Origin of the sequence: Myxococcus sp. CA039A (assembly GCF_013336645.1) — a bacterium.
Lineage (GTDB): Bacteria > Myxococcota > Myxococcia > Myxococcales > Myxococcaceae > Myxococcus > Myxococcus llanfairpwllgwyngyllgogerychwyrndrobwllllantysiliogogogochensis.
Genome location: NZ_JABUMQ010000191.1, coordinates 1 through 21,870 on the forward strand (window position 1 = coordinate 1; position 21,870 = coordinate 21,870).

Annotated in this window: 13 protein-coding genes; 8 read left to right on the forward strand and 5 right to left on the reverse strand. The window is 69.3% G+C overall.

Going from position 1 to position 21,870, the window contains the following annotated elements; translation table 11 throughout:
- From HR086_RS28395 to HR086_RS28430, 8 genes are all read left to right on the forward strand, one after another.
- Positions 1-724 (forward strand): hypothetical protein (locus HR086_RS28395; protein ID WP_174467186.1); only part of this gene is annotated, 724 nt, incomplete at its 5' end.
- Entirely contained in the window at positions 717-3,959 is a 3,243-nt protein-coding gene (locus HR086_RS28400) for a serine/threonine-protein kinase (RefSeq protein ID WP_174455704.1), read from the forward strand. The genes HR086_RS28395 and HR086_RS28400, both read left to right, overlap by 8 nt.
- A 56-nt stretch (positions 3,960-4,015) precedes the next feature.
- On the forward strand, positions 4,016-6,352 hold the full coding sequence (locus tag HR086_RS28405) for a lantibiotic dehydratase (protein ID WP_174467187.1): 2,337 nt from the start codon (positions 4,016-4,018) through the stop codon (positions 6,350-6,352).
- Entirely contained in the window at positions 6,349-8,310 is a 1,962-nt protein-coding gene (locus HR086_RS28410; protein ID WP_174467188.1) for a hypothetical protein, read from the forward strand. Before HR086_RS28405 ends, HR086_RS28410 begins: the two co-directional genes overlap by 4 nt.
- The gene (locus tag HR086_RS28415; RefSeq protein WP_174467189.1) at positions 8,307-10,610 is read left to right on the forward strand and encodes a lantibiotic dehydratase; all 2,304 of its coding nucleotides are present in this window, start codon (positions 8,307-8,309) and stop codon (positions 10,608-10,610) included. Before HR086_RS28410 ends, HR086_RS28415 begins: the two co-directional genes overlap by 4 nt.
- 62 nt (positions 10,611-10,672) lie before the next feature.
- On the forward strand, positions 10,673-11,107 hold the full coding sequence (locus tag HR086_RS28420; RefSeq protein WP_174467190.1) for a hypothetical protein: 435 nt from the start codon (positions 10,673-10,675) through the stop codon (positions 11,105-11,107).
- Positions 11,108-11,305: 198 nt separating this feature from the next.
- A complete protein-coding gene (locus HR086_RS28425) occupies positions 11,306-11,707 on the forward strand; it encodes a hypothetical protein (RefSeq protein ID WP_141643576.1) in 402 nt (133 codons plus the stop codon).
- A 117-nt stretch (positions 11,708-11,824) separates the two neighbouring features.
- Positions 11,825-12,940, forward strand: a complete 1,116-nt coding sequence (locus HR086_RS28430; RefSeq protein ID WP_174455699.1) for an FAD-binding oxidoreductase — start codon at positions 11,825-11,827, stop codon at positions 12,938-12,940.
- Here the strand turns inward: HR086_RS28430 and HR086_RS28435 are convergent.
- From HR086_RS28435 to HR086_RS28455, 5 genes are all read right to left on the reverse strand, one after another.
- A complete protein-coding gene (locus HR086_RS28435) occupies positions 12,937-14,739 on the reverse strand; it encodes a lipopolysaccharide assembly protein LapB (protein WP_246137251.1) in 1,803 nt (600 codons plus the stop codon). The two genes, HR086_RS28430 and HR086_RS28435, sit on opposite strands and share 4 nt — an antisense overlap.
- A gap of 186 nt (positions 14,740-14,925) precedes the next feature.
- Positions 14,926-15,687, reverse strand: coding sequence for a hypothetical protein (locus HR086_RS28440; RefSeq protein ID WP_174467191.1), 762 nt, complete (start codon positions 15,685-15,687; stop codon positions 14,926-14,928).
- A gap of 7 nt (positions 15,688-15,694) precedes the next feature.
- Complete coding sequence (locus tag HR086_RS28445; protein WP_174467192.1) at positions 15,695-18,067, reverse strand: glycosyltransferase; 2,373 nt, start codon at positions 18,065-18,067, stop codon at positions 15,695-15,697.
- A 19-nt stretch (positions 18,068-18,086) separates the two neighbouring features.
- Positions 18,087-18,806: a hypothetical protein gene (locus tag HR086_RS28450; protein WP_174463569.1), complete on the reverse strand. Its 720-nt coding sequence runs from the start codon at positions 18,804-18,806 to the stop codon at positions 18,087-18,089.
- 21 nt (positions 18,807-18,827) lie between these two features.
- The coding region (locus tag HR086_RS28455; RefSeq protein ID WP_174467193.1) for a hypothetical protein at positions 18,828-21,870 on the reverse strand (3,043 nt) is incomplete at its 5' end.

The window sequence follows — 21,870 nt, forward strand, 5'->3', positions numbered from 1 at the left end:
GCAGGGCGCCCTGGTGCTGTTCGACGGGGTGCTCAAGCCCGAGCACGCGCAGTGGCTGCGGCGCGAGCCTCCCGCCCTGCTCCTGGCCACGCGCGAGCGGGACGGCGGGCCCTCCATGTGGGAGGTCCGGCTGTTGGGCGCGCTCTGGAAAGAGGGCTCGCTGCTGCCGGAGCAGGCGGAGGTGTCGCGCCATCCGCTGCGCCGCATGGTGGACATCAACACGGCGGCCACGGCGGCAGCCGTGGCGGTGAGCGACGCGCAGGGCAGCCGCGTCTCGGCGGGGCTGGTGGCGGACGTGGTGCATGAAATCGCCGTCAACGCGCTCCTGGATGCGCCGGTGGATGCGCGGGGCGAGCCTCGCTACGCGCACCGCCGCACCGAGGTGCGCGAAGTGGAGGCGGAGGACGCCTGCGAGCTGGTGTTCGCGGTGGAGGACGGCCGGATGTGGCTGGAAGTGGCGGACCGCTTCGGCGGCCTGCGGCCGGGCTCGTTCGCCCGGGCGCTGGAAGGGTGGGGACAGCGCGTGAAGGTGGATGCGTCTGGTGGTGGAGCGGGTCTTGGATTGCGTCGCATCCTCGAGCACTGCGACACGGTGGCGGTCCGGGTGACCGCTGGCCGGGAGTCGCGAGTCGTGTGCGTGGTGGACCTGGGAGACGCGCGCCGCCGCGCGGCCCAGCCCAAGTCACTGATGTTCTGTCTGCATGAGGTCAGGGCCGGTGGATAGCCAGGGTTCCAACGCCATCATCAGCCGGCTCCGCGTGGGTACCATCACCCACGTCCGGATTGCTGGTGTCATCGACGAGACCTTCCCGCTGACGTCGACCCATCCGGAGCTCACGGGGCTCCTGGTGGTCGACCTCGGCCGGGTGGAGCGCATCAGCTCCTTCGGGGTCCGTCGGTGGATTGAATTCGCCGCGAAGCTGCCTCCGGGCGCGCTGGGGCTGTACGTCGTGCATGCGCCCCCCGTCGTGGTGGATCAGCTCAACATGGTGGAGGGCTTCGCGGGCGTCGCGCGCGTGCTCTCCGTCCTCGCCCCGTACACCTGTCGCACCTGCAACGAAGACCGGATGCGGGTGGTGAATCTGGTGGACGAGGCCCAGGTCATCGCCGAGGAGCGCGCGCCCGAGCACACCTGTCCCGTCTGCTCCAACCCGCTGGAGTTCGCGGACCTGCCGAGCGAGTTCTTCGACTACGCGCGCCGTCAGCAGTTCGGCACCGTGGACCCGGTGGTGATGCGCTACCTGCGCGCGAGCATGCCGACGGAGCAGTCGGAGCTCCCGCAGCACCTGAAAATCGTCCAGGACGACGTCACGTTCATCTCGCTGGCCAGCACGCTCAAGGGCGACCTCAACGTGCGCAGGCTCGCGTCCGGGCTGGAGGGGCGCGCCGCGTTCGACTTCAGCCACGTCAGCAAGGTGGAGCCGGAGGCGCTGCCCAAGCTGGAGCAGGTGCTGGACACCGCGGCGCAGGGCGCCCAGGTGGTGCTCTGCCGCGTGCCTCCGCCGGTGCTGGCGGTGCTGGCGCGCTCGTCCAAGCTGATGCCGGGCCGGCTGGCCACGCTGTGGCTGCCGTGCGAGTGCCGCAACTGCGGCCAGGTGAGCCACCAGCGCATCCAGGCGCACGAGTACCTGGCGCAGTTGCGTGCGCACCAGACGACCATCTCCATCGAGTGCCCCATCTGCGGCGGCAGCGCCCAGGTGCCGCACATGCCACAGCTCCAGGGGTTCCTGGCGCGCGTGCAGCTGACGGACCGGCCCCTGGAGGACATCGAGGCGTTGGAGCCGCGCGCGCTCAGTCAGTACCTGTTCGGGTCCACCAACATCGACCCGCAGGCCAACAAGGGCTCGCCCACCGACATCTCCAACTCGCTGGGCAGCACCAAGCTCAACATCATCCGACGACTGGGCCAGGGCGGCATGGCCGAGGTCTTCCTCGCCAAGCAGGTGGGCGTGAAGGGCTTCGAGAAGTTCGTCGTGATGAAGAAGATCCTCCCGCAGTTCGCGCAGAACCCCGAGTTCGTGGACATGCTGTTCGCGGAGGCCCGCGCCAACGCGCGGCTCACGCATCCCAACGTCGTGCAGACCTTCGACGTGGGCGTGTCCGACGGCGTCGCGTACATCCTGATGGAGTACGTGCGCGGGCCGGACATGAAGCGGCTGGTGAATGAGCTGCGCCGCAAGGGCATGGCGCTGCCGCTGGAGCACGCGCTGCGCATCGTCGCGGAAGTGGCCGCGGGGCTTCACTACGCGCACGCCTATGTGGACCCGGCGGGCATTCCGCACCCGGTGGTGCACCGGGACGTCAGCCCCCACAACGTCCTCATCTCCCTGGACGGCGCCATCAAGCTGAGTGACTTCGGCATCGCGAAGGTGGCGGGCGAGGAGAACACGCAGGCGGGCGTGCTGAAGGGGAAGATTTCGTACATCTCCCCGGAGGCGGCGTCGGGCCGTACGCTGGACGCGCGCAACGACGTCTTCGCGCTCGGCGTCGTGCTCTTCGAACTGCTCACCGGACAGCTGCCGTTCCGCAGGGACCACGACGCGGCCACGCTCAACGCCATCGTTCGAGACCCCGCGCCCGTCCCCTCGCAGCTGCGTCCGCAGATTCCGCAGGACGTCTCCGACCTCGTCCTGCGCGCGCTCGTGAAGGACCCGGCGCGCCGCACTCCGTCCGCCGCGGCGATGCGTGAGGAAATCGAAGCGGTGATGGCGCATCACCGCCTCAACTCGTCTCCGGCGGCGGTGGCCCAGTTCTTCAAGGACACGCTCGGCGACCGGCTGGTGGAGTACGCGCCCTCGTCCGCGTCGGGAACAGGCAGCCATCCCAAGCCCGTCCCCACGGGCACCGGCACGGGCAGTGGCAACGTCGGCAGTGGCGACATGGTGGCCCCCAGCGATGGGAAGACGCCGAACCGGGGCACGAGCAGTGGCCCGAAGCCGACGACCGCGGGCAGCGGCAACATCCCGCGTCCGACGGGGACGGGCAGCGGCAATGTGTCCGCGCCGCCCGTTTCGTCCAGCGGCCCTCGTCCCGCGCCTGTCGCCCCCCGGCCCGCGACGCCGCCTCCCGTGGCCCCGCGTCCTCCGACGCCGCCTCCCGTGGCGCATCGTCCTCCGCCTCCTCCTCCAGCCCTGACGCCGCCGTTGCCGATGCTCCCGGAGCTGGATGCCTCGGACCGGACCGAGGTGGTGTTGCTGCAGGGGAATGTGCCGCCGCCTCCCGCGCCTGCCCGGCCGGCCCCCGCGCCGCGTCCGTCGCAGCCGGGACACACCGCGGTGCCCGCGCCCCAGCGGCCTTCCTCGACGACGGTGCCTGCGGCGGGTGTGGCGCCTCGCCCCGGGCAACCCAGGCCTTCTTCACCGACGCATCAGAGTCCTGTCGCCGCGCCGCGTCCTCCACCTCCGGTACAGGTGCACGCGGTGCCCGCGGCGGCGGACGAGTCGGAGCGGCGCTCGTCGCTGAAGTGGGCGGCCATGGGTGGCGGCCTGCTGCTGGTGGTGGCCGTGGTGGCGGTCGTGCTGCTGCGCGGCTCCGACTCCATGTTCCGCAACCTGGAAGAGGGCGAGCACGTGTACGTCGGCGGCGTGCGCCTGGAGTCTGGCGCGCAGACGCTGCCGGCACCGCCCTCGGGGCCGTTGCTCATCGCCACGGCGGTGGACGGCAAGCTGCGGCGGTTCGGCACCACGCAGCTGCGCGAGGACATCGACGTGCGCACGCTGGCGGATGCGATGCCCCAGCCGGGGACTCGCGGGGTGCTGAGCGTGGCGAGCAGCGCTCCGGGCTGCCAGGTCCAGGTGGATGGTGCTCCGCTGCCCAACCGCACGCCGGTGAACAAGGCCTCCATCGAGGCCGGCAGGGAGCTGGAGGTGGTGGTGAGTTGTCCTGGCGCCGCGAGCAAGCAGTGGGTGCTGGCGGTGCCGGGGCAGGAGATTGTCCTGACGGCTCAGCAGCACGACTGAACGGCTGGCCTCGGGCCGCCTTCGGGCGCCCCACGAGGTTGAAGGGCATGTGACCCATGAAGGGCTGGACCTTCTTTCCTCACCTCGTCGTGCGGACGACGGGTTTCCCATTCGACTGGTTGGAGCGGTTGGGATGCCCGGAGTCGGCGGCGTGGGCGCGTCGTCTCGAAGCGGAGCGGCGCGGGCTGGAGGCGCTGCGAGCCCAGGGGCCTCGCGTGCGCCGCCCTCCGCGAGAGCTGCTGGCGGCACTCAAGGCGGGGCGACCCGTCAACACGGAGGGCCTGGAGTCTCCCGAGCGCTTCGCGGAGTGGAATGTCCGCGCGGCGGCGGCCCAGGAGGCCGAGGCGGGTTTCGCGGAGGCGATGGAGCGCGAGCTTGCGGCGGTGGAGGCCCAGGCCGTGGCCCTGTGTCGCGAGCCGCGCTTCCTGGAGGCCGTGGCCAGCTCCAGTCCGCCGGTGGCCAAGGACCTGCTCGCGGGACGAGAAGGCTCGCGGCTCCGACGGCAGGTCGCCAGCTATCTGCAGCGGCTGTGCGCGAAGAACGAGACGATGGGCTTCTTTGGCCCCATCAACTACGGCCGTGTGGACCCGTCCGCTCCCACGGGCGTGACGTTGCGCTGGTCCGGTCCCGAGACGCTGGTGGGGCGCAACACCTTCGCGGCCTCGTGGCTGGTGCAGGGGTTGGTGCGAGCCATCGCGTTCGACCCCGACATCGCTTCGTGGCTGGTGCCGCGCCGCAAGGCATTCGCGGAGATGCCCGCGCGCAAGTCGGGCCCCACGCCGGAGAGCGCGGAGGAGCTGCTGCCTCGGTTGGTGGAGCTGGCGGATGGGACGCGCACGTTGGCGGCCCTGGCCTCGTCGCTGGGCGTGGCGCCCGGTCTGGCCCGCGAGGCGCTGCGGTTGGGCTGTGACAAGTCGCTGCTCACGCACCAACTCGAGGTGCCCTCCGCGGTGCACCATCCCGTGGATGACCTGGCCGAACGTGTCGCCGCCCTGCCGAGCGGGGGGGCCCGACGTCACGTCGAGGGACTGAGCGCGCTGCTGGAGCTGATGGGGCGCTACGGCGCGGCGGACGCGAGCGGGAAGATGTCGCTCCAGGATGCCTTCGCGAGGCGGGCGAAGGAGCAGTGGGGCGTGGCTCCTCCGACGGAGCGAGGGCCCGCGTCCGAGTCGCACAATTTCTACCAGGACCGGCTCGCGCTTCGGGAGGAGTGCGGAGGCGACTTGCGGCTCGAGGTGGGCGGCGAGCGTGCCCGGGAGCTGGGGACCCGCATGGAGCCGGCGCTGGCGTGGATGGCCGAGGCGGCCTGGCGCACGCGAGACGCGGCCCGCGCGGCGGTGGCGCAGAAGGTGGGCTCGCGCACGGTTCCCTTCTGGAAGGTGGCGGCGGCCAGCGCGGACCTGCCGGTGCCGCTGGACACCTCCATGGCGGAGTTGCTCGCTCAGTCGATTCCGAGCGCGGACGCGCGCACCGTCGAGCTGGGTGCGGTGGAGCCGCCCGCCTGGGACATGGCTCGCGCACTGCCGCTCGTCACGTCGGTGGATCTGCTCGTTGGCGCGAAGGACGTGGAGGCGTGGGGGCAGGGCGACTACACGCTGGTGATGGGAGATATCCACGACACCGCGCTCGTGTGGGGCTGGGCGCTCCAGTTCCATCCCGCGCGCGGCAAGGTGGAGAGCGCGATGGTGAGAGCGCTCGGTGCGCTTCCTCGCGCGATGCCGCTGGTGACGGTGCTGCCCTCGCGTCGCACGGGGCTGTTGCCCTCGGAGTTTCCAGGGCCGGTGGTGGAGCTGGGCGGGGTGAGTTCCCGCGCTTCCGCGTGGCGGATTCCCCTGGATGACCTGTTCGTGGAGAGCGACGGGAAGAGCGCGCGGCTGGTGTCGAAGCGGCTCGGCTCCGAGGTGTGTCTCTACAACGGCGAGCTGGAGAGCGCGGTGCATACGGCGTTCTCCCTCCCGCGCATCCGTCCGCTGCGGGTGTCGCTGGGAGCGCACACGCCCCGCGTGACGCTCGGTGGGGTGGTGGTGCAGCGTGAGCAGTGGCGGCTGGACGCGGCGGCGTGTGAGGCGTTGCTCGCGTGCAAGGATGACCGATCGAGGCTGCGGGTCGCCGTGGGCCTGTGGGATGCGCGGGGCCTTCCCGAGTGTGTCTTCGCGAAGTTCAAGGGGGAGCGAAAGCCCGTGCTGGTGGACGTGCGCAGCCCGCCCTTGCTGCGCGTCTTCCTCAACCTGCTGGAGCAGAAGGAAGAGGTCATCCTCTCGGAGATGTTGCCCGGGCCAGAGCAGCTCTGGCTCCGAGGTCCTGGAGGGCGCCACACCGTGGAGCTTCGCTGCACGTTGATGTGGGGAGGCCCGAGGGCCGGCGCACCTCCGACGTTGGAGGAGGGGAGATGAAGTGGCTGGTGCTACCGCCACACCGGGACGTGACGCTCGTTCCGGAAGTCCCCGAGGGGTGGCACCTATTGGACCTGGCGAGGGACTTCGTCCGCCGGGTCTTCTCCGCCGAGTCGGTGGAGGCGGAGGCCCTGGCCCGCGAGTCGTCGCCCCCGTCACCGCAGGCGATGCGCGAGCTGCTCCTGCTGCGAGTCGCGCAGGGACTTCGCGACAGAGGCCCCATCCCGGAGCTGCGGGCCCTGGGCGCGGTGCTGACGGCCATCTCCGGCCCGCCTCACGGTGTCCACCTGCGGTTGGATGATGTGGAGCTGGAGTCCGGCACGACGGAGCGGAGCGGGGATGTCCAGCGTGTGGCGGGGTTGCCCGCGTCGTACTCGGATGACGTGGCGGGTGTCCTCGCGCGCTTCGAGGAAGCGGAGTGTGTCCGCGTGTGGCTGGAGCGAGACCTCCAGCTTCCCGCCGCGGTGACACTCGCGCAGGCGTGTCCGGCCCACGTCGCCCTGGAGGTCGCGGGGCCCTTCGGCTGGGCGCATCGCAAGGTGCTGGCGCGGATGCCGGCCTTCCGGCGCGCCGCGTTTCCAGAACACGTGCCCCCGCTGCGCTGGCGGGTGGTTCCGCTGGACGGTGCCCCTGGCGCTGACGATGTCCTGTGGGTCCCCGATGGGCTGGGGCTGGAGGTCATCGCTCCCTACCCATGGGGCGATGAGCAGGACTGGGCATACCTGGAGGCACCGCCCGCCGGTGACGCGGAACCGGAGGCGCGGCGAAGCGCGGGCTGGCTCGGTGCCTGCTTTCTGAAGGATGTGCGCGCCTTCACCGGGGGGGCACGCTGGGCGGGCCACGTGTCGCTTGGCTCACTCCTGGCGGCTGACGTGCTCGTGGAGAGCGGCTGCCAGACGGTGGTGGTGGGCTTCTGCCTCATCGAGAACGGCCGGGTGATGGACATCGACCGCCGGTTCATTCCGGTGGAGCAGCTCGTCCAGGGCTATCAAGCCCTGAAGGCTGCGGGCGTGCGGGTCGTCGCGGAGTGGTGGGTGGGCGCGCCGGGTGTGGACGAGGAGTCCCTGGACGTCACGCTGGCAGCGCTGGAGGGCGCGCGCTTCTTCGACCAACTCGCGGGGGTGCGCCCGTTCCACGCGTCGGTGGAGCGCATCGCTCGAGTTCGTGACCTGGGGCGATGGTGGGGACATCCTGGTGACCCTCCGGCGGACCGGGACTTGTCCCGCAGTCGCCCCATTGAAAAGCCCGGCACGATTCCCGGGGCACGCCTGCCCTCCGTGCTCGCCTCGTTGGCGAGCCGCCTGCTGAGTCGCGCCCCGCTCAGTCCGGGCCGGGTCGCGGCGGCCTTCATGCTCGCGCCCGCAGCTCCATTGCTTGGCGACGACACCGCGCATGAAGCCGCCGCGCCTCTGGTGCTAGTACGCGCGACGAATACCGCGCATGGCGCTGCCACGCCCGCAGCTCCAGAGCCCGGCAAAGACACCGCGCATGAAGTCGCCGCGACTCCAGCGCCTGTACGCGCGACGAATACCGCGAATGGAACTGCCACGCCCGCAGCGCAGACCTCGCACGAGGTCGCCGCGACTCCAGCGCCTGAACGCGCGACGAATACCGCGCATGGAGCAGCCACGCCCGCGGCGCAGACCTCGCACGAAGTCGCCGCGCCCGTGGTTCCAGCGCCCGCGAACGAAGCCGCCGCGCTCATCCGGCTGGACGCGGACTGCGCGGTGGTGCGGCTGCCGGCATCGCTCGATGGCGCCCCGAAGCCCACGTGGTACGCGGCGAACCTGCGCACCGGTGTCGTGCTCGCGATGGATGCGCGCCTCGCGCCGGTGCTGTCCCGACTGACGGTGCCCACCACCGCGTCGGTCGCGCTGGGAGCGGTGCCGGAGGCGCAGCGAGCGAAGCTGGTCGAGACGTTGGTGACGAAGTCCATCCTGGAGAGGACGCACGGATGAGCGAGCGCTGGACCTTGGGCGAGGTGTTCGTGCTCCGGCACGCCGGCTTCCCATTCGATTGGCTGGAGTCGCTCGGGTTCTCCGACGAGGTGCTGGGCGAGGCGAACCTGCTGCTCGACGACGAGCGGGCGCTCCTGGACGCGGTGCGCGCCGAGGGCGACGAATCGGGGGCGAAGGCACTCCAGGATTCGTTCGAGCAGGGCCGCGTGCCCACGCTGAAGTCCCGCCACGGCCAGACGAGTCGTGACGCGCTGGAGCGCTATCGCGTGAGGCGCGAAGCCCTTCAGGCTCGGTATGCGAATGAGCGCACGGACCTTCGCTTGAAGCTGCGAGAGCGCGCGGCGGACCCCGCCATCCAGGAGGCCGTGTTCCTCTCCAGTCCGGCGATGTTCGACAACGTCTGGGCCCGCTACCTGCGAGGGGGCGAGCAGAAGGACACGTCCGACGCTCGCCGCGTGGACCGACAGGTCTACACGTACCTCCAGCGCTTCTGCGCGAAGAACGAGACGACCAGCTTCTTCGGGCCCATCTCCTACGGCGAGCGCACCGACGCGGATGACTTCGACGTGCGCACGGTGGCGAGCGGCGACACGAGCCGGCGCACGTTCTTCTCCTTCTGGGCGGTGACGGAGTTGGCGCGCGCGGTGGGGCGCGAGCGGACGCTGCGGCCTCACCTGCCACTGCGCCTCAACCCCCTCTTCACGGTGTCCCCGGGCCGCGCCGCGTGCGAAGCCCTGCAACTGGAGGTGCCGCTGGCCGAGGGCGCCGAGAAGCTCCTGGCCGTTCTGCGAGCGCATCCGACGCCCGCGGCCGCCGCGCAGGTGCTTGGCCTCGCGGTCGAAGAGGTGATGCGCGCGGCCCTGCCCCTGGTGAAGGGCGCGTTGCTGCTGTGGGGCCTGCCGTTCCGGCCCAACGACTTCACCACCTTCGAGAGCGTGCGTGACTCCGTCGCGGCCCTGCCGGCGCTGGAGGCCCGCGCACTCTGGTTGGCACGGTTGGACACACTCTCGCGCCTGAAGGCCGAGTTCGAGACCGCGGACCTGACGCGTCGTCGCGCCTTGTTGCCGGAGCTGGAGGCCCTCTTCACGGAGGCCACGGGCAAGCCCGCGCGGCGCGGTGACGGTCAGGTGTACGCGGACCGGCTCATCATCTACGAGGAGGCCAGCTCTCCTTTTCGCCTGCGCTTCGGCCAACGCTTCACGGAGGAACTCGAGTCCGCGCTCACCGGTCCCCTGGAGCTGTCCGCGGCCTACGGCGAGCGCGTGCAGCAGGGCTTCCGCGAGCAGGTCCGCGACGCGCTCGGCACCGACGAACGGCCGGTGGACCTCCTGGAGTACGCGGTCCGACTGCGTCCCGACCAGGTCACGGGCAGCCGCTTCTCTCCCGTGCCTCCGGTGTTGCTGGACGAGGATTCCTCACGGGCGCGCTCGCTGCCGGTGGACTTCCTGGGCACGTCCACGCCGGGCGGCCGGTATGCCCTGCCGGATGTCTGCCTCGCGTCGAAGGGGGAGGGCGCCGGGTTCGAGGTGATGCTCGCGCGCGTGCACCACCACCTGATGCTGCGAAGCTGGCTGAGCGCCTTCTTCCCGTCGCGGGAGCGGTACTCGGCGGTGGCCTCGCGTTGGCTGGACGCGGACCCCGCGGCACGTGGACTGGTGGGCCTGTCCATCCGCCGTCGCAACAAGGGCTTCTACGTGTTTCCCGGCCGGCGCCTCGTGTACGCGGTGTCGGACGTACTGGACGTCGAGGACGGCGCGATGACGCCAGCCGACGTGAAGGTTCTTCCGACGTCGCAAGGGCCGGTGCTGGTGGACGGGAAGGGTGAGCGGCTGCACCTGTACCTGCCCCTGGATGACTTCTCGTCCTATCCGCCCTTCGCCGCGCTGGCGCATCCCCAGGTGCTCCATGCCCCGCTGCGCACGAAGGGCAGCCACCTGCCGCGGCTGAGCATCGGCGGCGCGGTGTACCAGCGTGAACGCTGGGAGCTGACCTCGGAGAAGCTGGCGCGCCCCACCGGCTTCGACCTCTTCCTCGCCGCGCAGCGCGAGCGGCGGACGCGCGGGTGGCCTCGCTTCGTCTTCATGCGCAGCTCCAAGGAGCGCAAGCCCTACCTCATCGACACCGCGAGCCCCTTCGCCCTGGACCTGCTCTCGCACCTGTCGCGCGAAGCCGAGCGGCTGTCGGTGGAGGAGATGTACCCGGCCCCCGCGCAGCTCTGGCTCAAGGACGCCCGGGGTCGCTACACCTGTGAGCTGCGCATGCAGTTCACTCGCTGGAGCGAGGGCACCCCTCCGCTTTGACATCCGAGGCGCGTCCGCGAACAGAATGGGGCAAAGCCACGGCCAGCCACACTGGAGAGCCCATGTCCGGAGAGAACACCGTCGTTCCTGAGACTCGGAAGCTGAAGCGCCCCGTGGAGGAGATTCGCGCGGAGCTGCTGGTCGACGCGGACGTGAAGGAGCAGGCGCGCCTCCTCCAGATTTCCGTCGAGGCCTACGTCGAGAAGATCCTCGACTACGCCCAGCACCCGCAGAAGCAGATGCCGCTGCAAATCACCCTCGACGGTGACCTCAAGGCCAAGGACCCCAAGGCCGCCACCGTGGCGGAGATTCAAGACCATCTGGACAAGCTCATCAGCGGCGAGGTGATCATCAGCCGCGCGCAGATGCGCGACGGCTTCAGCGCGGGACAGGGTGACGACCGCTACAAGGCCGCGCTCGCCTCGGACGCGGTCCTCAAGGGCGCCCCGGAATCCCGCGGTGGAACGCCTCCGCCCCAAGACCCCCGGAAGGGTTGATCGCCTGATTTATCGGCGGCATTTCTCCCCGGGTGCCGACAAGGTGGGATGTAAACCCACGGAATCGCGGGGACTTTGGCGGACGGTGGGATTTGTTCCAGGCCCCACGGAACTTCGGGAGCGGTGGACCGATAACTCCACTGTCAGGCTGGCTCGCGGCGGACGCGGAGCGATGCCAGACCTCGGGAGATAGCGACCATGGGGCTCTTCAAGGACGTTCTCGGCAAGGCGCTGGACATCATCAAGCCGGCCCTCACGGCCATCAACCCCGCGCTCGGTATCGCGGCGGGCTTCGTCAGCGGCCTGATGAAGGGCGAGAACCCCCTCCAGGCCGGCCTCGGCGCCGCCATGGACATGTTCCCTGGGGCGAGTGTCGCGAAGAACCTGCTGAACAACTTTCCCGGTAAGTCCCTCCTCGAGGGCATGGGCGGCAACAGCCTGGTGAGCGGTCTGCTCGACAAGGTCTCCAAGCCGAGCCAGGTCACCGACCTGCTCACCGACGTGATGAAGGCGAACACGGAGAAGGGCCTGTCGGAGCAGAGCCTGAAGAACGCGCAGGAGCTGTTCGCCAAGCGCATGGCCGAGACCGCGGTCGCCTGATTCACGCGGTCGACTTCACTTTCGCCCTCCCCCCCGGGCGCCGCACCCTGAAGCAGGGTCGGCGCCCTTCGTGTATTCAAGGGGCAACCCCTCGCATTGCCTTGGTGAGTCTCGCGGATGAGTTCCAGCTCGGATGTCGTGGTCCTGGGTGCCGGTGTGGTGGGGCTGTCGGCGGCGAGGCGGCTGGCGGCCACCGGGGCGCGCGTGACGGTGCTGGACGCAGTGGACCCCGGCGGCAGGGGTTCCCGCGCTGCCGCGGGTGTGGCGATTCCGTCCGTGCGCCTCTACGACGACCCGGCCATGCTCGCTTTCTCGCAGGCGGGAAGGGCGACGCTGGCGGACGAACTGGCCTCTCTTCCGGAGGGCCACCTGCTGCGCCGGGGCCAGGGCATCCTGCGCATCGCCGCGGATGCGAAGGGGCGTGACGCGCTCGCCGAGCGCGCGGCCCGACATCCGGACGAACTGGGCACGTGGGTGGATGCGGCCCGATTGGTGGAGCTGGAGCCCGCGCTGGAGGGAACGCCGCTGCTGGGCGCGTTCGAGTCCGCGCGGGGCCACATGGTCGACACGGAGGGCTACGTCAACGCGCTGCTGGGCGCGGCGCTGCGCGCGGGTGTGCGGCTGCGGCTCGGTGAGTCCGCGCGGTCCGTGGAGGAGACCGCCGACGCCGTGGTGCTGCGGACCGACCGCGAGACGCTGCGCGCGGACCAGCTCATCGTCAGCGCGGGGCCGTGGTCATCGACCTTCCCGGGGCTGCCACCGCTGCCGCTCAAGCCGGTGCGTGGGCAGATGCTGGTGGTGCACCAGCCGGGCCTGTCCCTCTCTCGCGTCGTCTCCGGGCCCACGTACCTGGCGCCCTGGCGCGCGGGAGAAATCGTCGTCGGCGCCACGGAGGAGGACGTCGGCTTCGTGGAGAACGTGACGCCCGCGGGCCTGCTGCACCTGAGCGCCACCGTGGCGAAGCTCGCGCCGCGTCTGCGGGAGGCTCGCTTCGTGCGCGCCTGGGCGGGCTTGCGCGCGGTGACGCCGGATGGTCGCCCGTACCTGGGCCGCTACCCGGGCACTCAGCGCACCTTCGTCGCCACGGGCCTGGGAGGGCAGGGCATCCTCACCGGCGCCCACGCGGCGACCGTGCTCGTGGAGCTGGTCGCGTGGGGACGAACGGAAATCGCCGCGCCCTTCGCGCCGAGCAGGGCGTCGTCGTTGAACGCCGTCGTCGAAGAGCGTCGCTAGTACAGGCTGACCGAGTCGAAAGGCCGGTTCAGCTTCGTCCGGGGGCGGGGCAGCAGGGCTTGCACCGCCGCGGCGTCGCCTCGTCCCAGCGCGTCGACCAGGGCTTGCGTCTCCTTGGGCCACGTGGAGCTGGCGCGGGCGCAGCGCAGGGCCTCGGACCAGTCCGAGCGTCCGGCGGCCAGGGCCAGCCCCGCGAGGCTCTCCGCTGCCTTGAGCGGCTCGCCGATTTCGCGCGCGTGTTGCTCCGCGCGCGCGTACCAGTCCACCGCCGAGTCCATCTTCCCGTCGTCCAGGAACATGCGCCCCAGCTCCGAGGCGATGACCTGTCGGTGGAAGGAGTCCTTCAGGGCCTCCGCGCTGGCATACGCCTGTGTGAAGTGCTCCACCGCCTCCGCGCGTGCTCCCGAGGCGAACTCCAGCCCCGCCAGCCGGTAGCGATGGTGCTTGGAGAAGTTGACGCCCCACTTCTCGCTGATGCCCTCGAAGCGCCGCCACGTGGCGATGGCGTCGGAGAACTGCCGCGCCGACTCCTGGAGGTAGCTGGCGTTGGAGATGAGGTTGATCTTCAGATGCGTGGCGCTCGCGTCGTGCAGGTCGCCCACGCAGCGCATGGCGAGCTTCTCCTCGACCAGCGCCTTGTCGAGCTTGCGCTCCTGGAACCACGTCAGCGCGCACACGTTGCGCAGCCAGCCCTCCTGGAGCGCGCGGTCCGGCGCGGTGCTCTTCGCCAGCGCGGCCACGCCCGCTTCCACCTCGACGCGCGCATTGGGGAGCTGGCCGAAGCGCTTGGTCAACGTCAGCGCGCGGAACATGTGCAGCCGCGCCACCAGCTCCGGAGGAATGTGGCACTCCAGCCCTCGGCCGAACGCCTCCATCGCCGCGTCGTGTGCGCCGGTGAAGACATGCACCACGCCCATGCTGCGGTGGAGCAGCGCCTTCAGCTCATCCACGTCGCCCAGGCTGCTCCGGTCGATTTCGATGGCGGGGGTGGAGAACCCCGTGTCCAGCACGTCCCACGCCTGGGCCACGCGCGAGGCGAGGTGCGAGTCCGGGTCTCCGTCCAGCAGCGCCAGGCCGTGCTCCGCGGCCAGCAAGGCGCCTTCATAGTTCGTGGTGAAGAAGCACTGACGGATGGCGAGGATGGCCGCCGCCACGCGCGACTCACGCGACTCCGAGCCATCCACCACGAGCCGCAGGTAGCGGCCCTCCAGGTCCACCGCCGGCTCTTCCCGACGCGAGGACACTGGACCCGGGCCCGACGCGTGGGGGACGCGCAGCCTGTCGCTCAGCGCATCCAGGTAGGCCTGCCGCCGTGACTCGAAGACGGCGGCGCCATGGGGACGCCGCATCCTCCAGCCGGTGAACAGCAGCGTCCCGTCCAGTCCGTCCAGCCGCGCCCACTCGGCCGCGCGCATCACCGCGCGCAGGCTGACCAGGTCACACTCTCCAGCGCCGTGGAGCACCAGGGGACGGCCGCTCACGCGCAGCGTCTCGACGATGGCGCGCGCGGCGACGGTGAGAATCCAGAATGCCTGCTCGGATTCGCGGTGGAGCCGACGCTCGGAGGGAGAGAGCGCCAGGTCACCCAGGTCGGCGGCCCCCTGGATGGCGCCCGGAAACAGCCGGTTCCACTCCGAGGGATGCGCGGCGGCCACGGCGCGGACGACCTCGGGAGCGGTCTCCTCGCAGGCACGGAGGACCTTCCTCAGTCCCCCAAAGGCGGTGGGCAGCGCCACCCCCACGTCCACTTCGATGGCCCGGGAAGGCAGCGCGGAGGGAACTCCCTGCTCCACGGACACTGCGAAGGAGACACCAAGTACAGCGGGTGGGGCGCTCACTGTGGGTCCTCGAGAGGGGGTCGAGAAGGCGTGCCTGCTGATTCTTCGACAGGCCCCACTTTCACATCCTCTTAGCAGTCGAGCAATCCACGGCCGACGTGTTCACTCAGAGTGAATGTCTCGGGAAGGCAGGGCGCGTCACAGGCCTCATTCCGCGGGGGCTGGAGCGGACAGGCCCTGGGTGTGATGGAGGATGAGTCGGGGAAGCCATCCGCCGAGCTTGCGACAATGTCTCAAGGCCGACAGGTCCATTTCCTTGTACGGCACGCCCCTCGCGCCTCGGCCGAAGTAGTGGATGACCCAGGCATTCTCCAGGAGCCATGCCACCTGGTCCTCGGACAGGCGGAGCTCGCCGGTGAAGCCGCTCTCGGAGGGCCAGTTGAGTCGCCCGGTGGGCAGCGATTCGACGAGGTGGTGATGGGTGCTGATGAGGCGGTTGCACACCGTCTGGTCCGTCCAGTGGTCCCACGCCTCGTCGGGGATGGCCATCATCGCGGAGAGCCAGTGCCGGGCGAAGGCGTCTCCTGGGGGACTGGCGCAGACCCCGGCGCAGCGGCGGCGCGAGTCCCAACACTCCTCGCCAATCGTGAAGCGCTCCACGTCGGGCAGCGGGCGCAGCGTCACGGTGTCGAACGCGTCCAGGTACCAACCGCCGTTCTGATGGAGCGCGAAGGCCCGCATGCGCCGTGAGGCGACCTCCGGCCGCGTCGTGCCCAACTGGGCGCTGAGCTGCGCCAGGTCCTCGAAGCGGGCACCGGGGAGCAGGGGTTGATAGCGGCGGATGCCCTGCTCATCGCAGTAGACGAACGTCCGGGCCTGGGGATTGTGCTTCATGGCCGAGCGGATGGCCGCGACGACGGTGGGGCGGAAGGCTCCACCGTGAAAGCAGAAGTTGAGGGCGGGCGTCATGTCGGGTTCAGGCCGCGAGGAGGGCGTGGATGGCGTCGAACGCATCGCCCATCAGCGAGCGCACCGTGTCGGTGGGATGGGGGTGCCAGTAGCGATGGTGAACGCGCTTGGGGTCCACATTCGCGTCATGGATGCACGCGACGAAGAAGGACGGGTCGTCGAGCACGAGGAGCTTGCGGGACGGGTCGCTCCAGAGGAACCGCGCGTCCTCTCCGATGTTGATGTCGGGGAATGGGTTCCGACTCCAGAAGGACTTCGTGTAGCAGAGCGTGTTGCCGGAGACCCAGGGGCGCTGGCCGGCGGGATAGACGTACTGCCAGGAGCGGTCCGTCGCGGGTTGGTGGTAGTAGACGCGCGTGAGCCCGCAGACGGAGGCGCCCGCGTCGAGCAGTGACGTGGCCTGATAGCGAAGGCGTCGAGGGGCGGACCAGTCGTCGTCGTCCCAGTGGACGATGAGTTCTCCACGCGCGGACTGACAGGCGAGGTTGCGCTTGGCTCCCACGGAGTGTCGGCGCTCCAGTCGCAGGTAGCGGATGCGCGGGTCCTCGGGCAGCAAGTCCTCCACGGCCTGGGTGCCATCGTCGACGATGATGAGCTCTTTCTCCGGCCAGTCCTGCGCGAGGAACCAGCGCACCGCCAGCGGGACGAACTGGCGCCGGTTGAACGTGGGCATGATGCAGGACACCGTGGGCCGAGCTTCGTCACGCGACGGGAGGACCGTGAGCCGTGGCTCATCGGTGCCGAGAGCGGCGGCGGCACGAGCGAGGGTGAGCGTGGGCTTCGCCTCTTCTTGCGTCCGCGCTGGAGGTGGCGTCGGGCTGGGAGCCACTTCCTGACGGGTGGCCATGGCGCGCTTTTCGAGCACGACCAGGGTGCCCGCGGTGTGGAGCGCGCGGTAGCGACCCTCATGGAGCAGCTCTCGCACGAGCCGCTTCACGCCGGGGAAGTAGTCGGCGCAGTCGTGGAAGGCGACCAGTCCTCCCACGGCGAGCCAGGGCTCCAGGTGGAGGAAGTCGGCCGACACGCTGGCGTAGTCGTGGAGCCCGTCCACCAGGAGCAGGGAGATGGGCTCGTTCCACGCCACGGTGGGCGCGTGTTGGTGGTGGACCTGGATGCGCGCCGCGAGCCCGGTCCGCTGGAGGGTGTGTTCGAGCTTCGCGCGCGTGGAGCCCATGTTCTGGAGGTTGCTTCCGCGAGCGCCCACGACACCGTCACCCGGGTCGATGGCGTGGATGGGCGGCGCGACTCCGAGCGCCTGCGCCACGCGGCCGAGCACGACGGTGGCCTTGCCGCAGTAGCTCCCCACCTCCACCACGGCATGCGTCGCGGGCAAGGAGGTCAGCGCGCGAGAGGTGGCGGCGATGAGCAGGTCTGCCTCGTCGTCGGTGAGCCAGCCTTCGACTTCGCGCATCTCCGCGAGGATGGGCCGCGTGAGCAGCAGCCCGGAAGACTCCGAGCGTGCCGCGTCCATCACCGGGGCTTCGCTTGAGGCGCGCGTGTCCGGCACGGCATTCCGTTCGCCGTGGGGCTTCGCGTCAGGCATCCCCGCGAGCGCGGAGGGGCTCTCATATCGTCCGAAGTGATTGCGCACATGGGCGCGCAGCGGGTCGTCGAGCTGGCGCGGGATGGGGTGTGCCCAGAACACGTTGGGCGTGGCCATCGCGGCGTCGAGCTGGGCGGTGGAGTACCGGACGCGATAGCGGACCACCTCGTAGTCACATGGGCTGGTGAGCACGCGGTGGCCGAGCAGGGCCGTGAGCGTGGGGAACAGCACCTCTTCGGTGGCCCAGATGCGCGAGCGGCGGAGGATGTCCTGGAGCTGCGAGTCGCGCTCGAACAGCGAGACGAGGTCCTGGGCCGCGTCGGCGCTGAAGACCGTGGACGGCCAGAACGTCCAATGGACGAACTGGGATTCTCCATTGGGAAACCTGCGCAGGAAGGGACGCCACAGGTCCACTTCGCGCCGCGCATGGACCGCGGGCGCCGTGCGAGCTCCCGGGCCGTGCGGCGCCTGCACGTTGCCCAGCAGGCCCGCGCCGGGATTCGCGGAGAAGAACGCGCGCAGGTGCTCGGAGTACCCGGGCCGCAGGCCCAGTTGGTCCGAGTCGACGATGGTCATCGCGTCGAACGGATGGTGCTCCCGCGCGAAGCGGAAGCAGTCGAGCGCGAAGTCGTGCAGCCAGCCCCACTTCATCGGCCGTGGGGTGGGGTGGATGACGGCGTTGAAGTGCTCGAAGGGAAAACCCTCGAGCAGCTTCGGGTTGTGCCCGCCGTTGTAGAGCAGGATGAGCGAGCTGGGGTCCAGGTGATGCAGGTTGCGCACGAGGTCGACGACGCAGTCGGGACGCTCGTGGACAAGGCAGGCGAAGATGTTTCGCATGCGGGAAACCTCCCGGGTCCTAGTCCTGCGTTTCCATCAGGTCGCTCCAGGTGGTGACACCTCCAAGCACCTGGCAAAGTTCCTGGACCTTGATGGCAAGGGTCGCGCCGCTCTCGAAAAAGTCCGTGTCGAATCGACCCAGGGAGATGAGCAGTCGCTCGGGTTCGGTGGCCCACCGCTTCACGTCGATTCGAGCGTCGGGCCAATCCCCCAATTCTTGGGCCAGCTCCGCGATGAGCGTGGGTGGGGCCTCGGCAACCTCCCGCTGAAGCTCGGGGGGCGTCAGGGCTCCACTTCGGAGCGCCTCCAACTGCTTGAGTACGACCTCCGCATGGGGAATGGCCGCGCCATCCAGGAAGTCCGCGACGACGAGACAGTCCATGGGTGGCTGTGAGGGCTCTCCTGTCCAACTGGAGTCACTCGCGAAGCTGCGTTTCAGTTCGAAGTCCGACCACGTGTGCTGGAGTGGCTGCGCGAGCTGAACCTCGACTTGCCAGTGGTCGTTCCAGATATCCTCCCAGTCGTCGGCATCCAGGTCGTCCGCCAGGTAATTCGTGGCGAAATGGCTCACGCGCCAGGTGGTGAACGCGGTGTTGGGTATTCCGAGGTCGCTGAGCATCTGCTCCACCATCTCCCGACTCCCCTGGTGGAGTTGTTTGACGGCGGTGGCGAAGACCGCGAAGCCCAACGTCAGTCCGTCGTCCTGCATCGCGGCATTCCAAAGAATGAAGTTTTCCATGGGACCCTCGGCTATGTGGCGCTACGGATCCTTCGGACCACGGAACCGCTCCGTCACCTTACGATTGTAACTGCCCTGGTTCTTGCCCGCGTTACAAGAGCCGCACATGACGATGAGGTGCGAGTCGTCGTCATACCAATTGTTCCGTTCGCCCTGAAGCATGTCGTTGCCCCCGCTGGGCTTGTTCCACTGGTCCACGACCTGCTCGGTGTGCTCGACCTCGATCTCCGAGCGGAGGAGCAGGGGTTTGTGGTTGGGCCCCAACTTGCCGGTGTTCTCGCAGCGATAGAGTGGCGCTCCGCTGGGAGATTTCGTCGGGGAGAGCGCGCGGCTGAGCATGTTCGCCAGGGGCTGCTTCCGGAACTTCTTCTTGTAGAACCGGTCTCGGATGACAATTCCAGGCGTGATCTCCATCGTCGCCTTGTCGACGTATTTGGAGACTTTCTTGAGGTCGTGCTCGTCTGTCTCGTCGCCTGGATTGACCTTGCCCTTGGCTCGGTACTTCGTACCCCCCGTCTTCTTCAGTTCGAGCGTCTTCAGTTTGTACTTCGTCTTGATGCCGGGCAGCTTGCCGTTGACGGAATTGACCGAGGCCTCGGGTTGAGAGAGGAGGGCGTTCGCCTCTCGCAGTGCGGCCTGAAGGTCGCGTTGCTTCTCCGCCGGTGTCCTGTTGTCCGGAGGCTGCTCCTTGGCTCCTCCGCCCCCGAACATCCGCTTCGCCAGGGCGACCAGCTTCGCCAGGACCTTGTCGATGGCGCGGTCCACCATCCCCTGCACCTTGAGGATGGTCTCCTTGATCTTGTCGCTGATGCCGCCCAGGCCGATGAGCCGCGCCAGGAAGCTGATGACCACGGGCACCGCGCGTCCCAACGCCTGCTCAATCCAGTTGGCCGCGCCGCCAATCGCTCCCGTGGCGATGGCGTGCACCGAGCTGATGATGGCCTCGATGAGCGCCATGATTTGACTGGCGCGCTCGATGAAGAACATCACCGTGTTGTAGATGGCGAGGACGGCCTGGATGATGGCGCCCGCTGGGTTGAACATGGAGATGATTTTCGTGATGGCCTGTTTGACGACGGTCTCGATGAGCCACGACTTCAGTGCCTCGATGACCATGTCCTTCAGGTTGCCGAGGTTCTCCTTCATCTGTTCCCACATCGCCGCGGGGCCAGACGTGACGAGGGTGCGCACCAACTCGAAGACCTTCTCCAGCAGGCCCACGGTGCGCTCGCCCAGGAGCTTCACGGCCTTGGCGCGCATCCGCTCATAGGTGATGCCCAGCACCGCGAGCACCAGCTTGAGGATGCTCGGCAGCGTCAGGTCCGTGGGGATGGGGATGCCTGCCTGCGCCAGCGCTCCGAAGAGCCACTGCATGAAGCCGCGAATCAGGTGGGCCTTGATGTTGCCCAGGAACTGCTGGACGCCCAGCTTGATGGCGGAGATGAGGTTGGACAGGAACCCGATGGGGTCCGCGAGGATGAGCTTGATGGTCTCCCAGCCCTTGCGGAGCAGGGCCATCAGCTTGTCCTTGAACTCGGTGAGGATCTTGATGACCTCGCCGATGGCGTCCGCCAGCTTCTTCAGTGCGCCGGCGTTCTCCTCCTCCAACTTCTTGAGCGCCGCGTCCGCCTTGTCGAACGCGTCCTTGTATTTCTGGGCCAGCTTCTGGGCCAGGTCGTTCTTCTTCGCGTCGATGCCGCTTCTCAGCTCGTCGAAGCGCTCGCCCACCGCCTTCTGGGCTTCTTGTCCCACGCTCTGCAAGTCGCGAGGGAGGCTGTCGACATAGGCCTTGATGGCGGCCTGTCCCTTGTCCACGTCGGCCTTGGCCTGGGCCAGCCGGTTGTCCACCGCGGTGGAGATGCGCACCGCGAGCGCGTCCATCTTCGAGGCGAAGCGCACGCGGGCCTGACCGAGGATGACCTTGATGCCCTCGGGCACGGGGCGGAACAGGTCCGCCACCCAGCGCGCCTTGCCCGTCAGGCCGCTGTAGCGGTCGTCCTTGAACTTCTCGATCTCACGGTCCGCATAGGACTTCATGTCCCCCAGGGCCGCCTCGGCGCCCAGGTCGAACATGCGCATGACGTCCGCTTCGAGCGTGGACAGCCGCGAGTCCACCCGTTGCTTCGTCTGCTGATACATCCGCTCGATGTTCGCGGTGACTTCCTTGCGCCGGGCCTCGTCCTTCTGCTTCGCCAGGAGCTGGCGCGTCTTCACCTTGCTGTTGCCGGACACGCGGACGCCGGCCATCTGCGCCACGCCGGCACGGGCGTCTCCGCCTGCCTTCGCCTTGGCCTGACCCAGGGTGCCTGTCTCACTCGCGCGGTACTTGCCGGGCGCGGCTCCGGCGGTCTTCTCCACCTGACCCTTCTCCGAAATCACCTTGGAGAAGCGCGGGTCATTCGCCTTCTTGAGCTGGTCGGGCGTCAGCTCCGCGTCCTTCATCTGCTGGTCGGCGTCCTGCTTGCCCTTCTCCAACGCCTGCACCGTGGCGTTCGGCTTGGGCGCGGGCATGGCCTCCGCGCCGTTGACCGGGAGCGACTCGGACGCGGGCTCGGAGGGCATCGCCGAGGACTGCCGGGCGGGCACGCTGCTGGGATCCGGAGCCGCCGCCGTCGCGGCCTCCGTGGGGCCCGTGGCCGCCTGCTTCGACTCGCTGACGCCTCCGGCGACGCTGTCCTTCACCTGCGCCGTCTCGTTGCCCTCCATGAAGCTGTCGGCGTCATCCAGCGTCTTCGGCATCGCCTTCTCGATTTCCGCGCGCAACATCGCGAGGAAACCGTTGGGCTCTGTCTTGGGCGCTTCCGCCGCCTTCATGGCGTCGACTTGATTGCCCTTCGCCCCCGCGAGCTGCTCGGTGGGCGGGGACACGGCGGCGGCCTGCGCCTCCGCGGCCTTCTGCGACGCGGGGGGATGCTTCTTCGTCTTGTCGGAGCTCTTCTTGAGCTGCTCGATGACCTTGCGGAAGCGCGGGTCCTTCTCCGCGTCACCGCCGACCTTGATGGCCGCGCCTCCTGGTGCCGCCGCGCTCGTGGCCCCCGCGCGCGCGGGCGCCGCTCCTCGCGCG